The organism is Allotabrizicola aquatica (SeqCode), from assembly GCF_965194375.1.
GTDB lineage: Bacteria > Pseudomonadota > Alphaproteobacteria > Rhodobacterales > Rhodobacteraceae > Tabrizicola_A > Tabrizicola_A aquatica.
The window spans coordinates 116,074-135,925 of record NZ_CBDAEL010000001.1 but is presented as its reverse complement, the minus strand read 5'-3'; the positions used below and the strand labels follow the sequence as shown (position 1 = coordinate 135,925).

At 61.1% G+C, this 19,852-nt stretch carries 16 protein-coding genes; 11 read left to right on the top strand and 5 right to left on the bottom strand.

The annotated features are described in order from the left end of the window. Nucleotides 1-397: 397 nt before the first annotated feature. Nucleotides 398-1,897 (bottom strand): hypothetical protein, encoded by a 1,500-nt coding sequence (locus AC72UB_RS00635; RefSeq protein WP_505188070.1) that lies wholly within the window; start codon nt 1,895-1,897, stop codon nt 398-400. Between the two features lie 56 nt (nt 1,898-1,953). Further along, the gene (locus AC72UB_RS00630; protein WP_505188069.1) at nt 1,954-2,331 is read right to left on the bottom strand and encodes a YbjQ family protein; all 378 of its coding nucleotides are present in this window, start codon (nt 2,329-2,331) and stop codon (nt 1,954-1,956) included. A gap of 356 nt (nt 2,332-2,687) precedes the next feature. Between AC72UB_RS00630 and AC72UB_RS00625 the strand changes: the two genes are divergently transcribed. Then, a complete protein-coding gene (locus AC72UB_RS00625; RefSeq protein WP_505188068.1) occupies nt 2,688-3,230 on the top strand; it encodes a recombinase family protein in 543 nt (180 codons plus the stop codon). Nucleotides 3,231-3,620: 390 nt separating this feature from the next. Here the strand turns inward: AC72UB_RS00625 and AC72UB_RS00620 are convergent, their stop codons facing one another. Continuing rightward, on the bottom strand, nt 3,621-4,031 hold the full coding sequence (locus tag AC72UB_RS00620; protein WP_505188067.1) for a hypothetical protein: 411 nt from the start codon (nt 4,029-4,031) through the stop codon (nt 3,621-3,623). 680 nt (nt 4,032-4,711) lie between these two features. Between AC72UB_RS00620 and AC72UB_RS00615 the strand changes: the two genes are divergently transcribed. Genes AC72UB_RS00615 through trxA form a run of 7 tightly spaced genes read left to right on the top strand, consistent with a single transcriptional unit; the run spans nt 4,712 to nt 15,214 of the window. Continuing rightward, nucleotides 4,712-6,295, top strand: a complete 1,584-nt coding sequence (locus AC72UB_RS00615) for a PAS-domain containing protein (RefSeq protein ID WP_505188066.1) — start codon at nt 4,712-4,714, stop codon at nt 6,293-6,295. Nucleotides 6,296-6,339: 44 nt separating this feature from the next. Beyond that, nucleotides 6,340-6,819 (top strand): tRNA (adenosine(37)-N6)-threonylcarbamoyltransferase complex ATPase subunit type 1 TsaE, encoded by a 480-nt coding sequence (gene tsaE / locus AC72UB_RS00610; RefSeq protein WP_505188065.1) that lies wholly within the window; start codon nt 6,340-6,342, stop codon nt 6,817-6,819. Beyond that, nucleotides 6,812-7,816, top strand: coding sequence for an aminoglycoside phosphotransferase family protein (locus AC72UB_RS00605; protein ID WP_505188064.1), 1,005 nt, complete (start codon nt 6,812-6,814; stop codon nt 7,814-7,816). Before tsaE ends, AC72UB_RS00605 begins: the two co-directional genes overlap by 8 nt. After that, complete coding sequence (locus AC72UB_RS00600; protein ID WP_505188063.1) at nt 7,801-8,484, top strand: nucleotidyltransferase family protein; 684 nt, start codon at nt 7,801-7,803, stop codon at nt 8,482-8,484. The genes AC72UB_RS00605 and AC72UB_RS00600 overlap by 16 nt, the downstream gene beginning before the upstream one ends. Nucleotide 8,485: 1 nt before the next feature. Then, the gene (gene addB / locus AC72UB_RS00595; RefSeq protein WP_505188062.1) at nt 8,486-11,446 is read left to right on the top strand and encodes a double-strand break repair protein AddB; all 2,961 of its coding nucleotides are present in this window, start codon (nt 8,486-8,488) and stop codon (nt 11,444-11,446) included. Then, complete coding sequence (addA, locus tag AC72UB_RS00590; protein WP_505188061.1) at nt 11,443-14,829, top strand: double-strand break repair helicase AddA; 3,387 nt, start codon at nt 11,443-11,445, stop codon at nt 14,827-14,829. Before addB ends, addA begins: the two co-directional genes overlap by 4 nt. A 58-nt stretch (nt 14,830-14,887) precedes the next feature. Further along, nucleotides 14,888-15,214, top strand: a complete 327-nt coding sequence (trxA, locus tag AC72UB_RS00585; protein ID WP_463290830.1) for a thioredoxin — start codon at nt 14,888-14,890, stop codon at nt 15,212-15,214. Nucleotides 15,215-15,266: 52 nt separating this feature from the next. Here trxA and AC72UB_RS00580 read toward each other — a convergent pair whose 3' ends face one another. Next, nucleotides 15,267-16,175, bottom strand: coding sequence for a hypothetical protein (locus AC72UB_RS00580; RefSeq protein WP_505188060.1), 909 nt, complete (start codon nt 16,173-16,175; stop codon nt 15,267-15,269). Between the two features lie 109 nt (nt 16,176-16,284). On the opposite strand from AC72UB_RS00580, the gene hslV reads away from it, so the two are divergent. The 3 genes from hslV to AC72UB_RS00565 are packed head-to-tail and all read left to right on the top strand — an operon-like array spanning nt 16,285 to nt 19,237. Continuing rightward, complete coding sequence (hslV, locus tag AC72UB_RS00575) at nt 16,285-16,842, top strand: ATP-dependent protease subunit HslV (RefSeq protein ID WP_505188059.1); 558 nt, start codon at nt 16,285-16,287, stop codon at nt 16,840-16,842. Then, nucleotides 16,839-18,137 carry an ATP-dependent protease ATPase subunit HslU gene (gene hslU / locus AC72UB_RS00570; protein WP_505188058.1) on the top strand — a complete coding sequence of 433 codons (1,299 nt, stop codon included), beginning with the start codon at nt 16,839-16,841 and terminating at the stop codon, nt 18,135-18,137. Before hslV ends, hslU begins: the two co-directional genes overlap by 4 nt. Beyond that, entirely contained in the window at nt 18,134-19,237 is a 1,104-nt protein-coding gene (locus AC72UB_RS00565; protein ID WP_505188057.1) for an alpha/beta hydrolase, read from the top strand. The genes hslU and AC72UB_RS00565 overlap by 4 nt, the downstream gene beginning before the upstream one ends. Here the strand turns inward: AC72UB_RS00565 and AC72UB_RS00560 are convergent, their stop codons facing one another. Beyond that, nucleotides 19,238-19,849, bottom strand: a complete 612-nt coding sequence (locus AC72UB_RS00560; RefSeq protein WP_505188056.1) for a Smr/MutS family protein — start codon at nt 19,847-19,849, stop codon at nt 19,238-19,240. Nucleotides 19,850-19,852 lie beyond the last annotated feature (3 nt).

Below are 19,852 nucleotides of genomic sequence, written 5' to 3'. Positions count from 1 at the left end.
AGTCGCACTAATGCATTGAGCCAGTTGGTTACAGTTCGAAGTCTGCTCAGTCGAACAAGCCCAGCGCAAAAGTCATTCTTCAATCAACATATGGACTTAATGTCGAATAACTACACAATATATTGATCATGAAGGGCGAAAGGGTATCTGTAGGGAAAGAAGGGAACCGTTAGCTTGGCACCATCCTTGGTTGTTTGTGTAGGTGGTCAGATCAAAGTTCTAAGCAGGGATGTTTTCTATTTCCCCTAGTAACGGAAGGAGGGAGCAATTGGGAGGAGAAGGAGGTAAGCATGAGGTGATTGGGAGAAGAGGTGGGTTAGGTGAGAGCAATATGATCTGAGTGAGAGGAGAGAGAGGAGGCTTATGTCTGCCAACTATCGTCTCATTCGGTCCCATCTTACGTCTCTGTCGTTCTCACCAACCAATTCTGATATTTCCTCTTTCTGGTTATGTACTGGTCTGTAGGCTTTACCTTATCGGGGATAGATATTGTTGCTGGCCTCTTGGTCTCATAACCACTTACGTTGCCGTAAACTTCCAGCCCTATCGTCCTTGTGTTGGCCTTGCTGTCCTGTTTGATCTCCTTCCCGGCCACTTGGACTGAAGCCATACCGAGTACCCGCTCTAGTTCATGTTGCTTGTCGTGTTGGATGATGAAGCTGTCATGGATGCACAGTATTGGTATGCCCTTCTGTGTGAAGTAATCGATGACCATATTGGCTAGCTGACTGTCCTTGTTCATCAACTCTAGGGCTTTGCCGCTATTGAGGGCTTCCTTTAGTGTTGGGTGCTTGTTTGTGAAGGCATCAAGTAGGTTTTGTAGTTGCTCATTCGTGAGCCTCTTGTGTGGGTCGTTCTTCTTCTTGTCGTTCCTGAAGGCTTCAAAGGCTTTCTTCGCACTGGTGGCATTGATGGCCATTAGGATCACGCTCTTCACCACTGACCTTTGTTCAGAAGGTGTCTCGATGATGTCAGGCAACACCAAGTCCCCAAGGTCGTATGGGTCGTAAACCGAAGATTCAGCTTCACCTTCCAGCAGGAGGAGGTTCGGGTGGAGGGCCTTGTAGTCAACCTCTACTGTTGGCTTGTCGTTGATGTAGATGTCCCGGCGCATGTCCTTCGGGATTTGTAGCCACCAACCACCATAGAAGCGTCCACCCTTGGTCCAGTTGTCAGCCTCTGTCCCATTGAAGACTCTGTGAACGTGCTTGTTGTCGGGGCCTATCGAGATCAGATGTTCTCGCCCAGCGCGTGTCCCCTTCTCGATCTTCCGTCTGACATAGGGTTCGGTGAGTGAGGGGATGTCGATGAAGGTCCTGCGCAGCAGATCATTGTAAGCCTTTAGCTGGTCTCTGATCCGATTGGTGTAGTCAGTGTCGGTGTAATCCCTGTTAGCCCGTGCGGTTTGCCCAAGTTCTGTGGTGAACTTCTCCCGTAGGATGATTGTCTCTCTCAGGACATCAAAGTCGAAGTCATAAAGATCAGCCGTGAGTTTGCTGAACTCGTGTCTCAGCTTGGCGCTATGCCTGATGCGGGTCGTGTAACTCTTACCTTGGCCAGTCTTGTCGTTATATCCGGGCAGTTCCTCCAGATACCCAGCCTTGAACAGCCTTTCCTCGATCTCGATGATCTTTTCCGAGATAAACAATTGATTGTACCGATTGCCTTTGACCTTGAAGACCATCTTGCCCTTTGGGAAGCCAATCGAGAGGGATGGGTCCAGCAGCCAGTTGACATACAGATCATTCAACAGAACCCGGAGCATGTCCTTGGCTGACTTCTTGGGCTTTCGATTGCCCGCATCGATGGACTTACCAATCCCCGATTCTTCACTCAGGCGATCCGTGAGACCCTTGATCTCTGGATGTTCAGACCATTTGTGGACATCCAAAGGCACCGAATGCCATCGGTCAATCTTGGGTAGATTTTCTGCCTGAGGTATAGCTATTTCCACTAGAGGCCCTCGTCCTCGATGATTACAGCCGTCCCAGATGCCACAAGCATGACCATGTTGCTGGAACCTGATAGTTCGACATAGTCCAGATCGACACCCACAACAGCATTAGCGCCCACAGAATGGGCTTCCTTCTTCAGCTCAAAAAGGGCTGTCCGACGGGCATCTCGCATAGTTTTTTGGACAGCTTCCGATCTGCCTCCCACAATGTCACGAACGCCCGCGAAAAGGTCCCTGAAGATGTTCATGCCGTAGGCAACCTCAGCCGTCACGATCTCGATACGCTTGGTGATCTTCAGGTTGGGGGCTGTTTCTGTAGTCAAAAGCACTGACTGAACTTCAGCCATCATTCTCTGAGAAGCATCATTTGCAGCCATTTGCTCAACCGCTGACTCTGCGACGCTAAGGCTAGACTTTCTTAGTGCTTCTTCCCGGCAATGCTCGCATGCACCCAGAAATGAAAGCGGCCCACCGCATTTTTTGCACGTAGCCATTACCCAAACCTCCATTTTCCACGGTAGCCACTTGGCTATGTCTGAGCTGCTTGAGTCAAGCGCAGGTCCTGCGATCCAATCACCCCAGTAGTCACAGTTGAGTGTGCGGTGATGGTGCTAGTGCATGTTACCAGAAAACTTGGATATGGGCGGTCACATTTGCCTTGTTTTCATTGCAAAGTAACCACGAATCTTATATCTCTAGATTCAAGAGTTACCGTCTAGGCAAGGGGACCATCATGACTGTTGTTGGGTATCGTCGCGTTAGCAGCATTGACCAATCGCTTGACCGCCAAGACTTGGGTGATGTCGAAAAGGTGTTTGAGGAAAAGCTATCTGGTGCATCAGCGTCTGATCGGCCTGCGCTTCAGGACATGATCGGCTGGGTACGCGAAGGGGATTTGGTTGTTGTCCACTCTATCGACAGGCTTGCCAGAAACCTAGCTGACTTGCTTGGTATCGTCACCACGCTCAACAACAAGGGTGTCAGCATCAAGTTCATCAAAGACAATCTGACGTTCCCCCCAGAAGGGACAGACGGCGCATCGAAACTGTATCTGTCGATCCTTGGTGCTGTAGCCGAGTTCGAACGCTCAATCATCAAGCAGCGCCAACGTGAGGGGATCGACAAAGCCAAGGCCAAGGGCGTCTACAAGGGTCGTAAGCCTACCATAGACAAGGACCGCATCCTTGCTCTGCGAGACCAAGGCCATAGCACCTACAAGATTGCGGAAGTCATGGGGATCAGCCGTATGACTGTCCATCGTGCACTCAACGCCTGATGCTATGGACAAAACTCGTCGATCAATAGGTCTGCAACTTGACCTGACCGATCCGTTTCAGATGCAGTCGCCACCCTCTGAGCGATGTCGGCAGTTGGCACTTGGCTTAAACATAGAACCCTTGCCCGGTCTTCATCACTCGAGAAAATCAAGAAACCGATCAGATCACGATATGCGGCTAGATAGGTAAAGCATGTGCTGTCGAATGAAGTGTCGGACCTACACAAATCAATAATGTTGCGTTGGTTGAAGTGATCAGCCGATGCACTGCTACAGGCGAAAGATGTGGCAACAGCTAGCACACAAGTTCGAAACATCGGGTTTTCCTCAGAGACTTTTTTGGGTTGAACCGCTTCACCAGTCGCCTTCAAGCTGCCAACCATTTTTAGCTTACCATACTTTGTAGAGTACGATCAGCGCCACTATGAGGCTCACCCAAGACAATACGCGTGCAGTTCTCGCCTCACGTTCTGCCTTTACAAGCGCATAGTAGACCATTGCTACGTCTTGCCGAGCATGTGCTAGTAACCGATCACGTGTCGGTTGGTCTAAGTCGTAGTCCACCTTTCCGCTGTCGTCGAAATACCCAAGATCATCATGTAGTACATTTCGTGCGCGTGCCTCCCATCGCTGTTGGTCAACAGACAACCACCCACTTCTAGGTCGAATACTTGTCAAATCCGTCTTGAGTTCGTCGTTCTTGGTATACGCCATGAGATCACCTTGCTGCTTCTTGCGCTGTTCAGTGGCACGACGAAACGCTTCCTTGTAGCCACGAACGAGATCAGTGCGTTCGATCATCTATGCCTCACTCGTTTTGAACTGCGCTCTCGTTGGCAAACCGCCACACCTCAGCATCTTCACATAAAAGGCCCTCAGCCCTTGGCTCTAAAGCAATGGTTCTGCTGGCCCCTAGACTGCTTATATGATTTGGGCATCCATCGCCACATCCTGCTTGCAGAGCAGACTGAGGTTTGAGGCTCGGTCTCCATGGCACCTTGGTCGAAGCAGTCTGTAATCATCCTGTTCTAATCTGAACTTGGGACCCTTGGAAAAGCTGGCTGAGGATTCACTTGCCGCTGGTTGCCCCATTCATATCCGAGATAAAAATTTCAATCCGTTTTGGGTGACATCGAGGGCCAAGGTTCTGGTGTAGCCACAGTATACTTGGTCACGTGAGCAGAAGGTCTTGGCCTGTTCTCAATGCAACTTCACCAAAGCCTTGAGATGGGCAGTTAGTCGATGCTGAGACGGTGGGAGGAGCTAGTGTGGGTGAGTACAGAATAGGGTTACTGACTATTGGATGCAAATGCGCGACCGACATCTGGCTAAGAGATAGGAACCTACAATACATACGATATTGGAACCTAAAGCAGCACTTAAGCCATTGTTTTTGTTAGTATTGCTTTAACGCTGCCTTAACCATTACATCCTTAAGTTGATCCTTCAGGGCTATAGTTCTGTCTGCAGGAGGGGTCGCTTTGGACTGGCTGCTTGGGCTTGCGTTGGTGCTGATTGCCTTTGTGGCCGCGACTGCGGGGCTTTTGACTGTGCAGGCTGTGCAGGGGCCGTCCCGGCAGGTGGGGGCGTCGATCTTTTCAGCGGCGGCGCAGGGCGGGGAAGGAACGGTGTTTCTGTTCGATGGCGACACGCTGATCGATGCAACCCCAGCCGCCCGGCAGATTTTGGCGACAAGCCGCGGGCGCGGCAGCCATTGGTTGCGGCTGATCGGCTATCTGTCGCTGTACTTCCCTGATGTCGAGGCGCAGGTGCAGCGGCTGGAGGACGAAGGGCAGATCCTGTTGGAAGGGCGGTCGTCGCAGGGCAAGACTCTGTTGTTGGCGGCGGATCTGAGCGGCGGGTTGATCCGGATCAGCCTGACCGACCCCACGCAGGATGGACGCCCGATGCTGACTGATGCGCTGGCGCATCGCGCGCTGACCCAAGAGGTGGAGCATCTGCGCGAGGCCTTGGCCCAAGCACCCCTGCCGATTTGGCGGGAGACTGAGGGGGGAGAGGTGGTTTGGGCCAATTCTGCCTATATGTTGAAGGCGATTGGCACGATTCCGGCGGGCAAAGAGCTGGGCTGGCCCCTGCCCCGGCTGTTTGAGCGCGTTGCCAGCCAATCAACGGCGCGCGGCCAGCGCGCGGCGGTCAAAATTCCGGACGAGGACATCGCTTGGTATGATCTGATCGGAACGGCCAGCGGCACAGAACGTCTGGTGTTTGCCTTGCCCGCCGATGCGGCGGTGAATGCCGAAGGCGCGCTGCGCGATTTCATGCAGACCTTGACCAAGACCTTTGCGCAATTGCCCACGGGGTTGGCGATCTTTGACAGGCAGCGGCAGTTGCAGCTGTTCAACCCGGCCTTGATGGATCTGACGGGTCTGCCTGCGGAATTCCTGTCGATGCGGCCCTCGCTGTTGTCGGTGCTGGATGCGCTGCGCGACCGCAAGATGATTCCCGAGCCGAAGGATTACCGCAGCTGGCGGCGGCAGTTGGTTGAGATGGAGAAGGCAGCCGCCTCGGGGCTTTATGAGGAGACGTGGAATCTGCCGGATGGGCAGACCTTCAAGGTTGTCGGCCGCCCACATCCGAATGGCGCGCTGGCCCTGATGATCGAGGACATCACATATGAGGTGTCCCGCAGTCGGCGCTATCGGTCTGATCTGGAACTGGGTCAGGCGGTGATTGATGAAATGGATGAGGCGGTGGCGGTGTTTTCGTCCTCGGGGCAATTGGTGATGTCGAACCTCGCCTATGCGGTGATGTGGGCCCATGACCCGGAAATCAGCGTGATCACCACGACCATCCGAACGGTTGCCGCCCATTGGCGCGCGCTGTCTGCGCCCAGCGCGCTGTGGTCAGAGGCCGAGGAGTTCATCTCGACCGTTGGCAACCGGATGCCGTGGCGGTCAGAGGCGCGATTGCTGGATGGGCGGCTGGTGTCGTGCCGATTTGCGCCTTTGGCGGGCGGGGCGACGCTTGCGGGCTTTCGCTCGCTTGACCCGCAGGGCATGACCCGCCCGGTTCTGGCCGGGGCCGATACGCTGAAAACCGCCTGAAGGCTTGCGGCTGGCTGCGGGGGCCGGATAGACTCGGCGGCAAGATGGCCGATGTTCCCCCCCTTTGCCTGCATCTTGTGGATGCCGATGCCACGGCCCGGCTGGGCCAGTGGTTTGCCGCCCGCCTGCAGGCCGGGGATTGTCTGCTGCTGGAAGGGCAGATCGGGGTGGGCAAAAGCCACTTTGCGCGCGCCTTTATTCAGGCGCGGTTGGGGCGGGCCGAAGATGTGCCCTCCCCCACCTTTACGCTGGTGCAAAGCTATCAGGCGGATGTAGAGATCTGGCATGCCGATCTTTACCGCCTGAGCCATCCGGATGAGGTGCTGGAACTGGGTCTTGAAGAGGCCTTTGACAGCGCGATCTGCCTGATCGAATGGCCCGACCGTTTGGGAAGCCTGCTGCCCAAAGGGGCGATGCGGTTGCGGTTTGCGCTGGAGGGCGAGGGCCGCCGGGTGGCGGTTTTGCCGGGGCTGCGGGCAGATCTTGCGGGCGATCTTGCGAAGGATTGGGCCGAACATGACTGAGCGCCATGAGCTTTCCATCGCGTTTCTGAAGCGCGCCGGGTGGGGCGATGCGGAGCGGCGGTTTCTGGCCGGAGATGCCTCAGACCGCAGTTATGACCGGCTGACCAAGGGGGTTGAAACGGCGGTCTTGATGGATGCGCCGCCCGGCAAGGGGGATGATCCGGAGGTGTTCCTGCGGGTGGCGGCGCATCTGCGGCAGCTTGGCCTGTCGGCCCCGCGCTGTCTGGCGCAAGACCTGCGGCATGGGTTTTTGCTGCTGGAAGACTTCGGGGACGGCAGCTTTGCCCGGCTTGTTGAGGCTGATCCCGCGCAAGAGATGCCCTTGTATCAAGGTGCGACCGATGTCCTGTGCGCGCTGCAAAGACAGGCACCGATGGCCGGGCTTGGCAATCTGAGCGCCGCAGACTGGGCCGAGGCGGGGTGCTTTGCACTGGATTGGTATCGCAAGGCCGCGATTGGAAGCGAGGGCGACCGGGCCGGCTTTCGGGCGGCTCTGGAAGATGTGATGGCCACCCATGCCGATGGGCCAAGGGTGATGATCTTGCGCGATTATCACGCAGAGAACCTGCTTTGGTTGCCGGGTCGCGAGGGGATTGCGCGGGTGGGGGTGCTGGATTTCCAACTCGCGCAGATGGGGCAACCGGGCTATGATCTGGTGTCTCTGCTGCAAGATGCCCGCCGCGATGTGTCGCCTGAAACCGAGGCGGCGATGATCCGCCGGTTCAAGGAGAACATGGGGGCGGATGCGGGGTTTGATGCGGCCTATGCGGTGCTTGGGGCGCAGCGGGCCTTGCGGATCTTGGGCATCTTTACCCGGCTTTGCCGGGTGTCCGGCAAGCCCGGATATCTGCGGCTGATCCCAAGGGTCTGGGGCCAGTTGCAGCGCAATTTGACCCACCCGGCGACGGCGCCTTTGGCGCGGCTGTGCCGGGAATTGCTGCCCGAACCGACGCCTCAAGTTTTGTCCTGTATAGGTGATTCATGTCCTTCCCCCTGATGGTGTTTGCGGCGGGCTTTGGAACCCGGATGGGGGCGCTGACGGCCCATCGGCCAAAACCGCTGATCCCGGTGGCGGGCAAGCCGCTGTTGGATCATGCGCTGGATCTGGCAGATCAGGCGGGCGCGGGGCCGGTGGTGGTGAACACGCATTATCTGGCCGATCAGATCGCGCAGCATCTGGCGGGGCGGCCGGTGACGCTGTCGCATGAGGCGGATGAGATCCTTGAAACCGGCGGCGGGTTGCGCAAGGCGCTGCCGCATCTGGGCGCAGGTCCGGTGATGACGCTGAACAGCGACGCCGTCTGGACCGGGAAGAACCCGCTGTCCCAGCTTGTGGCGCAGTGGGACCCCGAGAGGATGGATGCGCTGTTGTTGTTGCTGCCGGTGGGTCAGGCCACGGGGCACAAGGGCACGGGGGATTTCCTGATTGGTGCCGATGGGCGCATTGCCCGTGCCAAGGGGGCGCCGGGGCTGGTCTATCTTGGGGCGCAGATCCTGCGCTGTGAAGGGTTGGCCGGGGTGGATCGCACGGTGTTTTCGCTGAACATCCTTTGGGATGAGATGATTGGCCGGGGTCGGGCCTTTGGCATTGTGCATGACGGTGGCTGGTGTGACGTCGGGCGGCCCGAGGGCATTGCCGAGGCCGAGGCGATGTTGGGGGTGTAGAATGTTTGACAGTGCCGGACCACGGATCTTTGCCCTACCCCCCGGTGCGGATTTTCCGCGGCTTTTGGTGGACGGGCTGATCGCGCGGATGGCGGGTCAGCCGCCCGAAGCCATGTCGCGGGTGGAGCTTTACCTGAACACCGCCCGCATGCGCCGCCGGGTCAGCGCGCTGTTTCAAGAGCGGGGCGCGCGGCTGTTGCCATGGATGCGATTGGTCACCGAATTGGCCGACCGTCCGGGCCTTGCGCTGCCGCCTGCCGTGCCGCCCTTGCGGCGGCGGTTGGAGTTGGCGCAGTTGATTGCGGCGCTTTTGGATGCCGAGCCGGAGCTTGCGCCGCGCCATGCGCTCTATGATCTGGCCGACAGTCTGGCCAAACTGATGCAGGAGCTGCATGTCGAGGGTCTGCACCCCAGCGCGATTTCGGCGCTGAATGTGTCGGAGCATGCTGCGCATTGGGCGCGGACGCAGTCGTTTCTAGGCATTGTCACCGAAGTGTTTGACCGCACCAGCGCCCCCGAGGCCGAAGCGCGGCAGCGCATGGCGATTGACCTTTTGGCAGAGCGCTGGGCAGAGGCTCCGCCGTCGCATCCGATCTTGATCGCGGGATCAACCGGGTCGCGCGGGGCGACGCTGCGGCTGATGGAGATGGTGGCGCGGCTGCCGCAAGGCGCGCTGGTGCTGCCGGGGTTTGATTTCGACATGCCGCGCGCCGTCTGGGACCAGATGGATGACGTTCTGACGGCCGAGGACCACCCGCAATACCGCTTTCGCCGCTTGCTGGACCGGCTGGAACTGACGCCGGGGGCGGTGCGGGCTTGGGTTGACTGTGCTGCGCCCTGCCCTGCCCGCAATGCGCTGGTGTCGCTGGCGCTGCGCCCAGCGCCGGTCACCGATCAATGGCTTTCCGATGGGCCGAGATTGCCCGATCTTAGGGCCGCGACCGCCGATGTGGCGCTGATCGAGGCGCCTTCGGTTCGGATCGAGGCGCTGGCCATTGCGTTGATCTTGCGGCAGGCGGCGGAGGACGGCACCACCGCCGCGCTGATCTCGCCAGATCGGAACCTGACCCGGCAAGTGACGGCGGCGCTGGACCGTTGGAACATCCTGCCCGACGATTCCGCCGGACGCCCGCTGGGCCTGTCAGCGCCGGGGCGGTTCTTGCGCCAGATCGGCCGGGCCTTGGGGCAAAAGCTGACGGCGGATCAGCTTTTGGCGTTGTTGAAGCATCCGCTGGCTGCCTCGGGTGGCGAGCGGGGGACGCATCTGCGGCTGACGCGCGATCTTGAACTGTCGCTACGCCGCCACGGGCCGGTGTTTCCGACCGGGGCTGATCTTGTCACTTGGGCGGGGCTGCGCGCCGACCCAGAGGCCGCCCCATGGGCCGCGATGGTGGGGCGGGTGATCGACCGGTTCGAGCCCGTGGCGACAGCGCCGCTGGCCGATCTTGTCGCGCTGCACCGGGATTTGGCGGAAACGCTTGCGCGCGGCACGGCGGCCGAGGGCAGCGGCGGGCTTTGGGAGAAAGAGGCGGGCGAGGCCGCGCGGGCGGCGGTTCAGGCGCTGCAAGATGAGGCACCGCACGGCGGGCGGTTCCATCCGGCGGAATATGCCGAGCTGTTTGAGGCGGTTCTGGCCAGCGGCGAGGTGCGCGAGGCGGTGCAGGCCCATCCGCGCATCATGATCTGGGGCACGCTGGAAGCGCGGGTTCAGGGGGCCGATCTGGTGATCCTTGGCGGGTTGAATGACGGGATCTGGCCGAAACTGCCCGACCCGGACCCGTGGTTGAACCGCAAGATGCGCAAGGATGCCGGGCTCTTGCTGCCCGAACGGCAGATTGGCCTTTCGGCGCATGATTTTCAGCAGGCAATTGGCGCACCGCGCGTGGTGCTGACCCGCGCGGCCCGCGATGCCGAGGCGCAGACCGTGCCCTCGCGCTGGTTGAACCGGTTGGAAAACCTGATGAGGGGCCTGCCGACGCGTCACGGGCCAGAGGCGCTGGGCGAGATGCGGGCGCGCGGTGCGGCTTGGGTGCGGGTGGCGCAGTCTTTGGATCGCCCTTCGCCTGCGCTGTTGGACAATCCGCGCTTTCAACCCGCCAGCCGACCTGCGCCGCGCCCGCCGATTGGCGCGCGGCCTGACAAGCTGTCGCTGACCGAGATCACACGGCTGATCCGTGACCCCTTTGCCATCTATGCCCGGCATGTGCTGCGGCTGCGGCCGCTTGACCCGCTGCGGGCCGCGCCCGATCCGCGGGATCGCGGCAGTCTCTTGCATGACATTCTTGAACGCTTTGTCCGCGAGCGGCCGGAGGCGGAAACCCAAGAGGCCGCTCGGGCGCGGCTGTTGACCAGTGCGGCGGATGTGTTGCAGACCGGCACGCCGTTTCCGGCGGCGCGGCTGATGTGGCTGGCCCGGCTGGAGCGGGCGGCGAACGATTTTCTGATCCAAGATGCCAAGCATGGCGGCAGCCCGGCGGTTCTGGAAACCCCCGGCGCTTTGCGACTGGACCCGCCGGGATTCACGCTGGTTGGCAAGCCCGACCGGATTGACGTTCTGCCCGATGGGCGCATGCATCTCTTTGACTACAAGACCGGCAGTCCGCCCAGTGAACCGCAGCAGGAGGCTTATGATAAGCAGTTGCGCCTGACCGCCGCCATGGTGGAGCGCGGCGGCTTTGCGGACCTTGGTCCCTGCGAGGTGGCTGGGTTCAGCTATGTCGGCCTTGGCAGCACGCCCAAGACCATCGAAACGCCACGTGACAAGATTGATCTGGACCAGGAATGGGCGCGGTTCATTGCGCTGATCACGCGCTATCGGCTTGCCAGCACCGGCTATACCGCGCGGCGGGCGGTGTTTTCGGACCGGATCGAAGGGGATTACGACCATCTGGCCCGGTATGGGGAATGGCAGATGACCGACCGCGCCGAGCCGGTGTTTGTGGGTAAAGAGGTGGACGAATGAGCTTGATTCACGAGGCCACCGAACGCCAGGTTCAAGCCGCCAGCCCGGTTGCGACAACTTGGGTGGCCGCCAATGCCGGGTCTGGCAAGACGCGGGTGCTGATTGACCGCGTGGCGCGGCTCCTTCTCAGCGGGGTGGAGCCGCAGCGCATTTTGTGCCTGACCTATACCAAGGCCGCCGCCACCGAGATGCAGAACCGCCTGTTCAAGCGCCTTGGCGAATGGGCGATGTTGCCGGATGACACGCTGCGGGCGGACCTTGCCGCGCTGGGCGAGGGGCCGGGCTTTGTCGCCGATGATCTTGCACGCGCGCGCCGGCTATTTGCCCGCGCGCTTGAAGCCCCCGGCGGGTTGCGGATTCAGACCATTCACAGCTTTTGCGCCACGCTTTTGCGCCGCTTTCCGCTTGAGGCCAAAATCTCGCCCGGATTTTCGGAACTGGATGACCGCGCCGCGCGGCTGTTGCGGGCACAGATCGTCGAGGAGATGTCGGATTCGCAGGCGCCCGCGATCATGGCCGAGATAGCCGCGATCTACACGGGTGAGGAGTTTACCGCGCTGATGGAACAGGTCGCCTCGGCGCGGCATGGGTTTGCGACGGTGTTGGGGGAAGTGGAAGCGAAGGAGTTGTTCGGGGCGGATGCGGGTGACAGCCCCGCACAGCTTTTGCGGGACAGCTTCCTTGGCAATGAGCCTGCGCTGATGGCGGACCTTGTTCCCGTTCTCATGGCGAGCGGCCCCAATGACCAGAAAGCCGCCGCGCGGCTTGCGACATTGAACCTGTCTGAGCCGAGGCTTTCCGATCTGGCCCATCTGGAAAAGATTTTCCTGCACAGCGACGAGGTGAAGGACGCAGCAAAGCGCGAGACCGCCAAGATTGACGCCTTCCCAACCAAGGATGCGCGCGCGGCCTTTGACCATCGGATGGATCAACTCAACGCGTTGATGCTGCGCATCGAACAGGCCAGACCGCGTCGATTGGCACTGGAGGCCGCGCGCAAGACGCATGCACTGCACCGCTTTGCCGCCGCGTTCCTGCCCTTGTATGAGCAGGCCAAGTCGGCGCGCGGTTGGCTGGACTTTGATGACCTGATCGCCCGCGCCAAGGGGCTTTTGACCGACCGGACGGTGGCGCAATGGGTGCTATATCGGCTGGATGGGGGGATCGACCATATCCTTGTGGACGAGGCGCAGGACACTTCGCCCGACCAGTGGAAGGTGATCGAGCTTTTGGCCGAGGAGTTTACCTCGGGCGAAGGGCGCGATCCTGACCGCCCGCGCACCTTGTTTGTGGTGGGCGATAAGAAACAGTCGATCTATTCGTTCCAAGGTGCCGATGTCGCCGCCTTTGATGCAAAACATGCGACGTTCAAGACCAAGTTCGAAGCCGCGAAAAAGCAGTTCCAGACGATGGAGTTGCGCTATTCGTTCCGGTCGTCTCCGGCGATCTTGCGGCTGGTGGACCAGACCTTTGAGGCAGGGTTCGATCAGGCGCTGGGCGCCAGTCCGGCCCATATCGGGGTCAATGACCGTTTGCCGGGCCGGGTGGATCTTTGGCCGCTGATTGAGTCGACCAAGACCGAAGAGGACAAGAACTGGGATGACCCGGTGGACCTTGTGAACGAGGCCCATCACAGCGCCCAGCTTGCCAACAAGATCGCAGCCGAAATCCGCCGGATGATTGCGGCGGGCACGCAGATTCCCGATGAAAAGGGCAATCCGCGCCTGATGCATGCGGGGGATGTGCTGATCTTGGTGCAGCGCCGGTCGACCGTGTTTGCCGAGATCATCCGGGCCTGCAAGGCCGAGGGCTTACCGATTGCCGGGGCTGACCGGCTGCGGCTGGGGGCCGAGCTTGCGGTCAAGGATCTGGCGGCGCTTTTGTCGTTTCTGGCCACGCCTGAGGATGATCTGTCGCTGGCCGCCGTTCTGCGCTCGCCCCTGTGTGGGTGGAGCGAGGATGAGCTGTTTCGGCTGGCCCATGGCCGCAAGGGGTTCTTGTGGGAAGCCTTGCGCGACAGCGCGCGGCATGCCGAAACCGTGGACATGCTCCGGGACCTGCGCGATCAGGCGGATTTCCTGCGGCCCTTTGATCTGATCGAACGCGCGCTGACCCGGCATCACGGGCGCGAACGGCTTTTGGCGCGGCTGGGCGATGAGGCGGAGGATGGCATCGACGAGCTTTTGTCGCAGGCGCTGGCCTATGAGGCGACGGATGTCCCCAGCTTGACGGGGTTCCTGATCTGGATGGAAACCGATGATGTGACCGTCAAGCGCCAGATGGACGCCGCCGGGGACAAGATCCGCGTGATGACCGCGCATGGGGCCAAGGGGCTTGAGGCGCCTATTGTCATCTTGCCTGATACCGCTGATCGCAATCCGCGGGATCGTGACGAGATTTATCTGTTGCCCGGCGGGCAGCCGGTATGGAAAACGCCCGCCGATGCCTCGCCCGTTGCCATTCGTGAGACCCGCGCGCGCCGCAAGGCCAACCAGACCGCCGAGAGCGCCCGGCTTTTGTATGTGGCGCTGACCCGGCCGCGCACGTGGCTGATTGTGGCCGGCGCGGGGGATGCGAAAACTGAAACCAGCACCAAGCCGCCCGCCCCAAAGCCGGTTGATGAGCTGTGCTGGTATCGCCAAGTGGAGCGCGCGATGCGGGCGCTGGGGGCGGAGAAGGCCGAGGGTGGAACGCTGCGCTTGATGAGCGGTGACTGGCCCGCGCCGCTGGGGGCGCCTGAAGTCGCTGTTGCCGCGCCCGGTCATGGGGCGGGTGGGGATCTGCTGCTGAAGCCGATTGAGCCCGAGGCGCGCCCGGCGCAGGCGCGGTCGCCTTCGGATCTGGGCGGGGCCAAGGTGCTGGCGGGGGAAAGCCTTTCAGCCTCGGAAGAGGTTGCCAAGGCGCGGGGCACGGCGGTGCATCTGTTGTTGGAGCAGTTGCCCTGGATTCCACGCGCGGATTGGCCGACGGCTGCGGCGGCGCTGATCCCCGATCCAGGCCTTGTGGCGGACGCCATGACCGAGGCGTCGCGGGTTTTGGAGCGTGAAGATTTGCGCTGGATCTTCGGCCCCGAGAGCTTAGCCGAAGCGCCCTTCACGGCGCAGCTGGGGGAAACCGTGCTGCAAGGCACGATTGACCGGCTGGTGGTGGACGGGCATCGCGTGCGGATCATCGATTTCAAGACCAACACCCAGTGCCCGAAAGCGCCCGAAGACGTGCCCGAGGGCATTTTGCGCCAGATGGGGGCCTATCTGGCCGCGTTGACGCAGATTTACCCGGACCGCGTGATTGAGCCCTATGTGCTGTGGACCCGGACCGCCAATCTTATGGCGCTCGATCCCGATCTCGTGAGTGCGGCACTGAAGCGCGCCGCGCTCCCTTGACGTTGCCGCGCAGTCTCCCTAGCTTCGACGCCTATTCAGATCTTCCAGGAGTCCCGCCATGGGTGCCAATACCGTTGCCGTCACCGACGCCACCTTTGATGCCGAAGTCCGCAAATCGGACATTCCGGTTGTGGTGGATTTCTGGGCCGAATGGTGTGGCCCCTGCCGCCAGATTGGCCCCGCGCTTGAAGAATTGGCCGCTGAATACGCGGGCAAGGTCAAGATCGTGAAGGTGAACGTGGATGAAAACCCCGACAGCCCGGCCGTTCTGGGTGTGCGCGGGATTCCGGCGCTGTTCCTGTTCAAGGACGGTCAGGTGGTGTCGAACAAAATTGGCGCGGCCCCCAAGGCGGCGCTGGCGACTTGGATTCAATCCTCGATCTGATCTTTGTGCGCTTTGCACAGGCTGCGGGCACCCTTCGGGGTGCCTTTTGCATTCAGATGGGCCAGCCGAAATGGGCCAAACGCGCGCGGATCTTATCCTGCGCCGCTGGGTCCCAAGTGCGGATCGCGTTCATCTCAAGCAGCCAATAGAGATAGCGGGCGAAATCGGGGGGGGACTGGCGCATCTTGGCAAAGGCCGCGTCGATCCCATCACGCGGGACCGATCCGGCGATGTGGTGAAAATCGATCTGGGCGAAGAGGATCGCCTGTTTGCCCGCGAAATACCCCGTCACCGCCACGGATGAGTTTTGCGTCACGATGTAATCGCAGGCCTTGACGAAGGGCAGGCTGTCACCTTCGGCCAGTGTAAAGCGGGGCTCATCGGCGGCGAGTTGGTCCAACGCCAAAAGCTCGGTTGCGCTGTAGGTTTCGCGCGGGTGCAGGGTGGCGATCAGCCGCCGATCAGGGTCGGCTTGCAGGGTGGCGCGCAGCATCTGGATCGGCGACATGGATTGGAAATGCCGCTGCTCGGTCAGCCGGCCTTGGAGGGGGGCGAAGATGAACGGACCCAACCCTTGGGCGGGCGGTGTGTCGCCCAGAAAACGCGGCCGCCAATAGCCCATGAAGCCGTTGAACCCGCTTTTGAGGGTTGCGGGGTCAAAGGTGGCGCTGGCAATCTCATACTCCCAGCGGTCATTGGTCTCTTCGATCTTCCAGAACGGATCGCGGTAGGTCTTGCGCAGGCTGAGGCAGCGCGGCCCCCAGACCGGCAGGTTCAGCACCAGATGATAGCCTTCCGCCTTGGGCCTGCCCATTGACTCTTCTAGGGGCGCAAGGGTCACCTCCCAGCCCGCCGCACGAACGGCGTCGGTCACCTGATTGAGCATGCCGCCCGTGCCGGCGGCATGTCTGGCCCGCAAATGGGCATCAAGGTGGAAATGCAGAATCTTCGGTTCGGCCATAGGTTGAATGTGCTGCGACTGGCGGCGTGCAGCAAGCGCCGTTTCGCCGGTGCCGGTTGAATTGCCCCGTGCGGCCTTTCATAGTGGCGCAGGGCATAAGGAGCGGATGATGGCAGACGACAGGTTTCCCGGCTGGCATGGCACCACGATTCTGGCGGTGCGGCGCGGTGGCAAGGTTGTGGTGGCGGGGGATGGTCAGGTGTCCTTGGGCAATACCGTCATCAAGGGCAGTGCGCGCAAGGTGCGGCGGTTGTCGCCCGGTGGGCATGATGTGGTCTGCGGCTTTGCCGGATCGACCGCTGACGCCTTTACGCTGTTGGAACGGCTGGAGAAAAAGCTGGAGTCCGCGCCCGGGCAACTGGCCCGCGCCTGCGTGGAATTGGCGAAAGATTGGCGCATGGACAAATACCTGCGCAATCTTGAGGCCATGCTGATCGTCACCGATGGGGCTGATCTCTATGTCATCACTGGCGCGGGGGATGTGCTAGAGCCGGAGCATGATGTGACGGCCATTGGGTCGGGCGGCAACTTTGCCTTGGCCGCAGCGCGGGGGTTGATGCACAGCGACCTGCCCGCCGAGGAGATTGCGCGCAAAGCGATGGCGATTGCTGCCGAGATTTGCGTGTTCACCAATGGCAACCTGACCGTGGAGACGATTTCCAAATGACCAACCTGACCCCGCGTGAGATTGTCTCGGAGCTGGATCGGCACATCATCGGCCAGCGCGACGCCAAGCGCGCCGTGGCTGTGGCGCTGCGCAACCGGTGGCGGCGCAAGCAATTGGGCGATGATCTGCGCGATGAGGTGTATCCCAAGAACATCCTGATGATCGGCCCAACCGGGGTGGGCAAAACCGAGATCAGCCGCCGTCTGGCCAAGCTGGCGCGCGCGCCGTTCCTGAAGGTGGAGGCGACGAAGTTCACCGAGGTGGGCTATGTCGGGCGCGATGTTGACAGCATCATTCGCGATCTGGTGGACGCCGCGATGATCGACACCCGCACGCGCATGCGCGACGAGGTGAAGGCCCGCGCCCAGAAGGCCGCCGAGGAGCGTGTGATCGAGGCGCTGGCGGGAAAGGACGCGCGTGAACAGACCCGCGAGCTGTTTCGCGGCAAGCTGAAGCGTGGCGAGTTGGACAGCACGATGATCGAGATCGATGTGCAGGACAGCGCCACCCCGCAGGGCATGTTCGGGATGATGCCGGGCATGGAAAACCAGATGCAGGGGTTGAATGATCTGTTCAAGGCGTTCGGTGGGCGCACCACGCGCAAGCGGGTGACGGTGGCCGACAGCTATGAGCTGCTGATCGGGCAAGAGGCCGACAAGCTCTTGGACGATGAGGCGGTGAAGGCCGCCGCGTTGGAGGCGGTGCAGGAAAACGGCATCGTGTTCTTGGATGAGATCGACAAGATCTGTGCGCGGTCGGATGCGCGGGGGGCTGATGTTTCGCGCGAGGGGGTGCAGCGCGATCTGTTGCCACTGATTGAAGGCACCACGGTGTCGACCAAACATGGCCCGGTGAAAACCGATCATATCCTGTTCATCGCCTCGGGGGCGTTCCATATCGCCAAGCCGTCTGATCTGTTGCCGGAATTGCAGGGCCGTTTGCCCATTCGGGTGGAACTGGCCCCGCTGACCGAGGAGGATTTCGTCCGCATCCTGACCGAGACCGACAATGCCCTGACCCGCCAATACTCGGCGCTGATGGCGACCGAGGAGGTGGCTGTCACCTTTACCGCCGAGGGCATTGCAGCACTGGCGCGGATTGCCGCCGAGGTGAACCGCAGCGTGGAAAACATCGGGGCGCGCAGGCTTTATACGGTGATGGAGCGGGTGTTTGAGGAGTTGTCCTTTACCGCGCCGGACCGGGCTGGGGACAGTGTGACGGTGGATGCAGAGTTTGTCGAAAAACATCTTGGCGCTTTGTCGCGGTCTGCCGATATCTCGCGTTATGTCTTGTGACGCGCGCCTTATGGTCTTTGGCGCTCGTCCTCCTTGTCGCGTGCAGCCCGCGGGGGCAGATCACCTATAGCCCAGAGGCGGCAAAGGTTGGGCAGGTCACCCCGGTGTTTATCGGCACCACGCGGGTGTTGGCGGGGGGCGCGTTTGGCCAAGAGCGCAGCGAAGAGATGCGCTTTGCACGGCTTGACGTCTCGATCCCGCCGCAGCGCACGCGGGGCGACATCAATTGGCCCACGCGGTTTGAGAAGCCCAATCCTGCGCGGCACTTTTTGACGACGAAAGAGGTGCTTTACCCGTCAAACCCCGCGTTTCGGGCCGATTTGCAGCGGAATCTGGCGGCGAACGGGTATGAGGCGGTGATCTTTGTGCATGGCTACAACAACAACTTTGCCGAGGGCGTCTACCGGGTTGCCCAGTTCTCGCATGATCTGGAGATCCCCGGTGCCGTTGTGAATTACGCCTGGCCCTCGGCTGCGAAACCGCTGGGCTATGTTTATGACCGGGATTCGGCGCTCTTTGCCCGTGACGGGTTGGAGCGGCTGATTGACGAGGTGTCAGAGGCCGGGGCGCGGCGGATTTTGCTGGTGGCCCATTCGATGGGATCGGGGCTTGCCATGGAAGCGCTGCGGCAGGCCGCCATTCGTGGCGATCAGGCGGCGCTGGGCCGCATTGCCGGGGTGATCCTGATTTCGCCGGATGTCGATGTGGATGTGTTCCGCTCTCAGGTCAGTGCCATTGGTGAGCTGCCGCAGCCCTTTTTGATTTTCGGGTCAGACCGGGACAGGCTTTTGGGCCTGTCGGCGCGGTTGACGGGGCAGCGCGAGCGGCTGGGGTCTTTGTCGGATGTCTCGCGGGTGGCGGATTTGAAGGTCACCTTCATGGATGTTGGAGAGTTTGCCAGCGGTGCCGGGCATTTCACGCTGGGGGACAGCCCGGCGTTGATCCGGTTGATCGAGAACATTGGCCAGATCGAAGGCGCGTTTGAGGCGGACCGCGCGCGGCGGGTGGGCTTGCTGTCTGGCGCGGTGCTGACTGTTCAGAACGCCACACAGATCATCCTGCACCCGGTGGTCCAGATCGCCAGCGACGTGAACCAATAGCTAGCGGCGGCGTAGATAGACGTAATAGGCACCCGAGCCGCCGTGTTTCAGATGCGCCTCGGACACTTGCAGCACCGCTTGCCCCAAGGGCGGCTGGCGCAACCATTGCGGCACCTGATGGCGCAAGACGCCCATGCGCTGCGGGATGGGGCCGATATCTTCGCCCCGCCGCCCTTTGCCAGTGATGACCAGAACCAGCCGCGCGCCGTCGGACTGCGCGTTCAGGATAAAGCGGATCAGTTCGGGGTGCGCCTCAGACAGGGTGAGGCCGTGGAGGTCGATCCGCGCCTCGGGGGTCAGTTTGCCCCGGGTCATCTTGCCGTGGGTCTTGGCGTCCATCTGCAGCGGGGCGGCGGAAAGGGCCTCGGCGGGGGTGGGCACCAGATCCAGTCTTGTGGCAGAGCGGGATTTTTCGCCGAGGTGAAACAAAGGCAAGCGGGGGTGGGTGTGCCCGTGAGGCTCGGGTGCCTCGGGGTGCAGGGGGACGGCGTTGCGGGGGGTGTCGACCTCTTTCAGGAAAAGCTGGCGACCGGGGTGCATGGGCGTGGCCGTGCGCGCCACGGCGGCCCAGATTTCCTGTTCTTCAGGACGCAAGGTGCGGCGGCGGGCCATCGA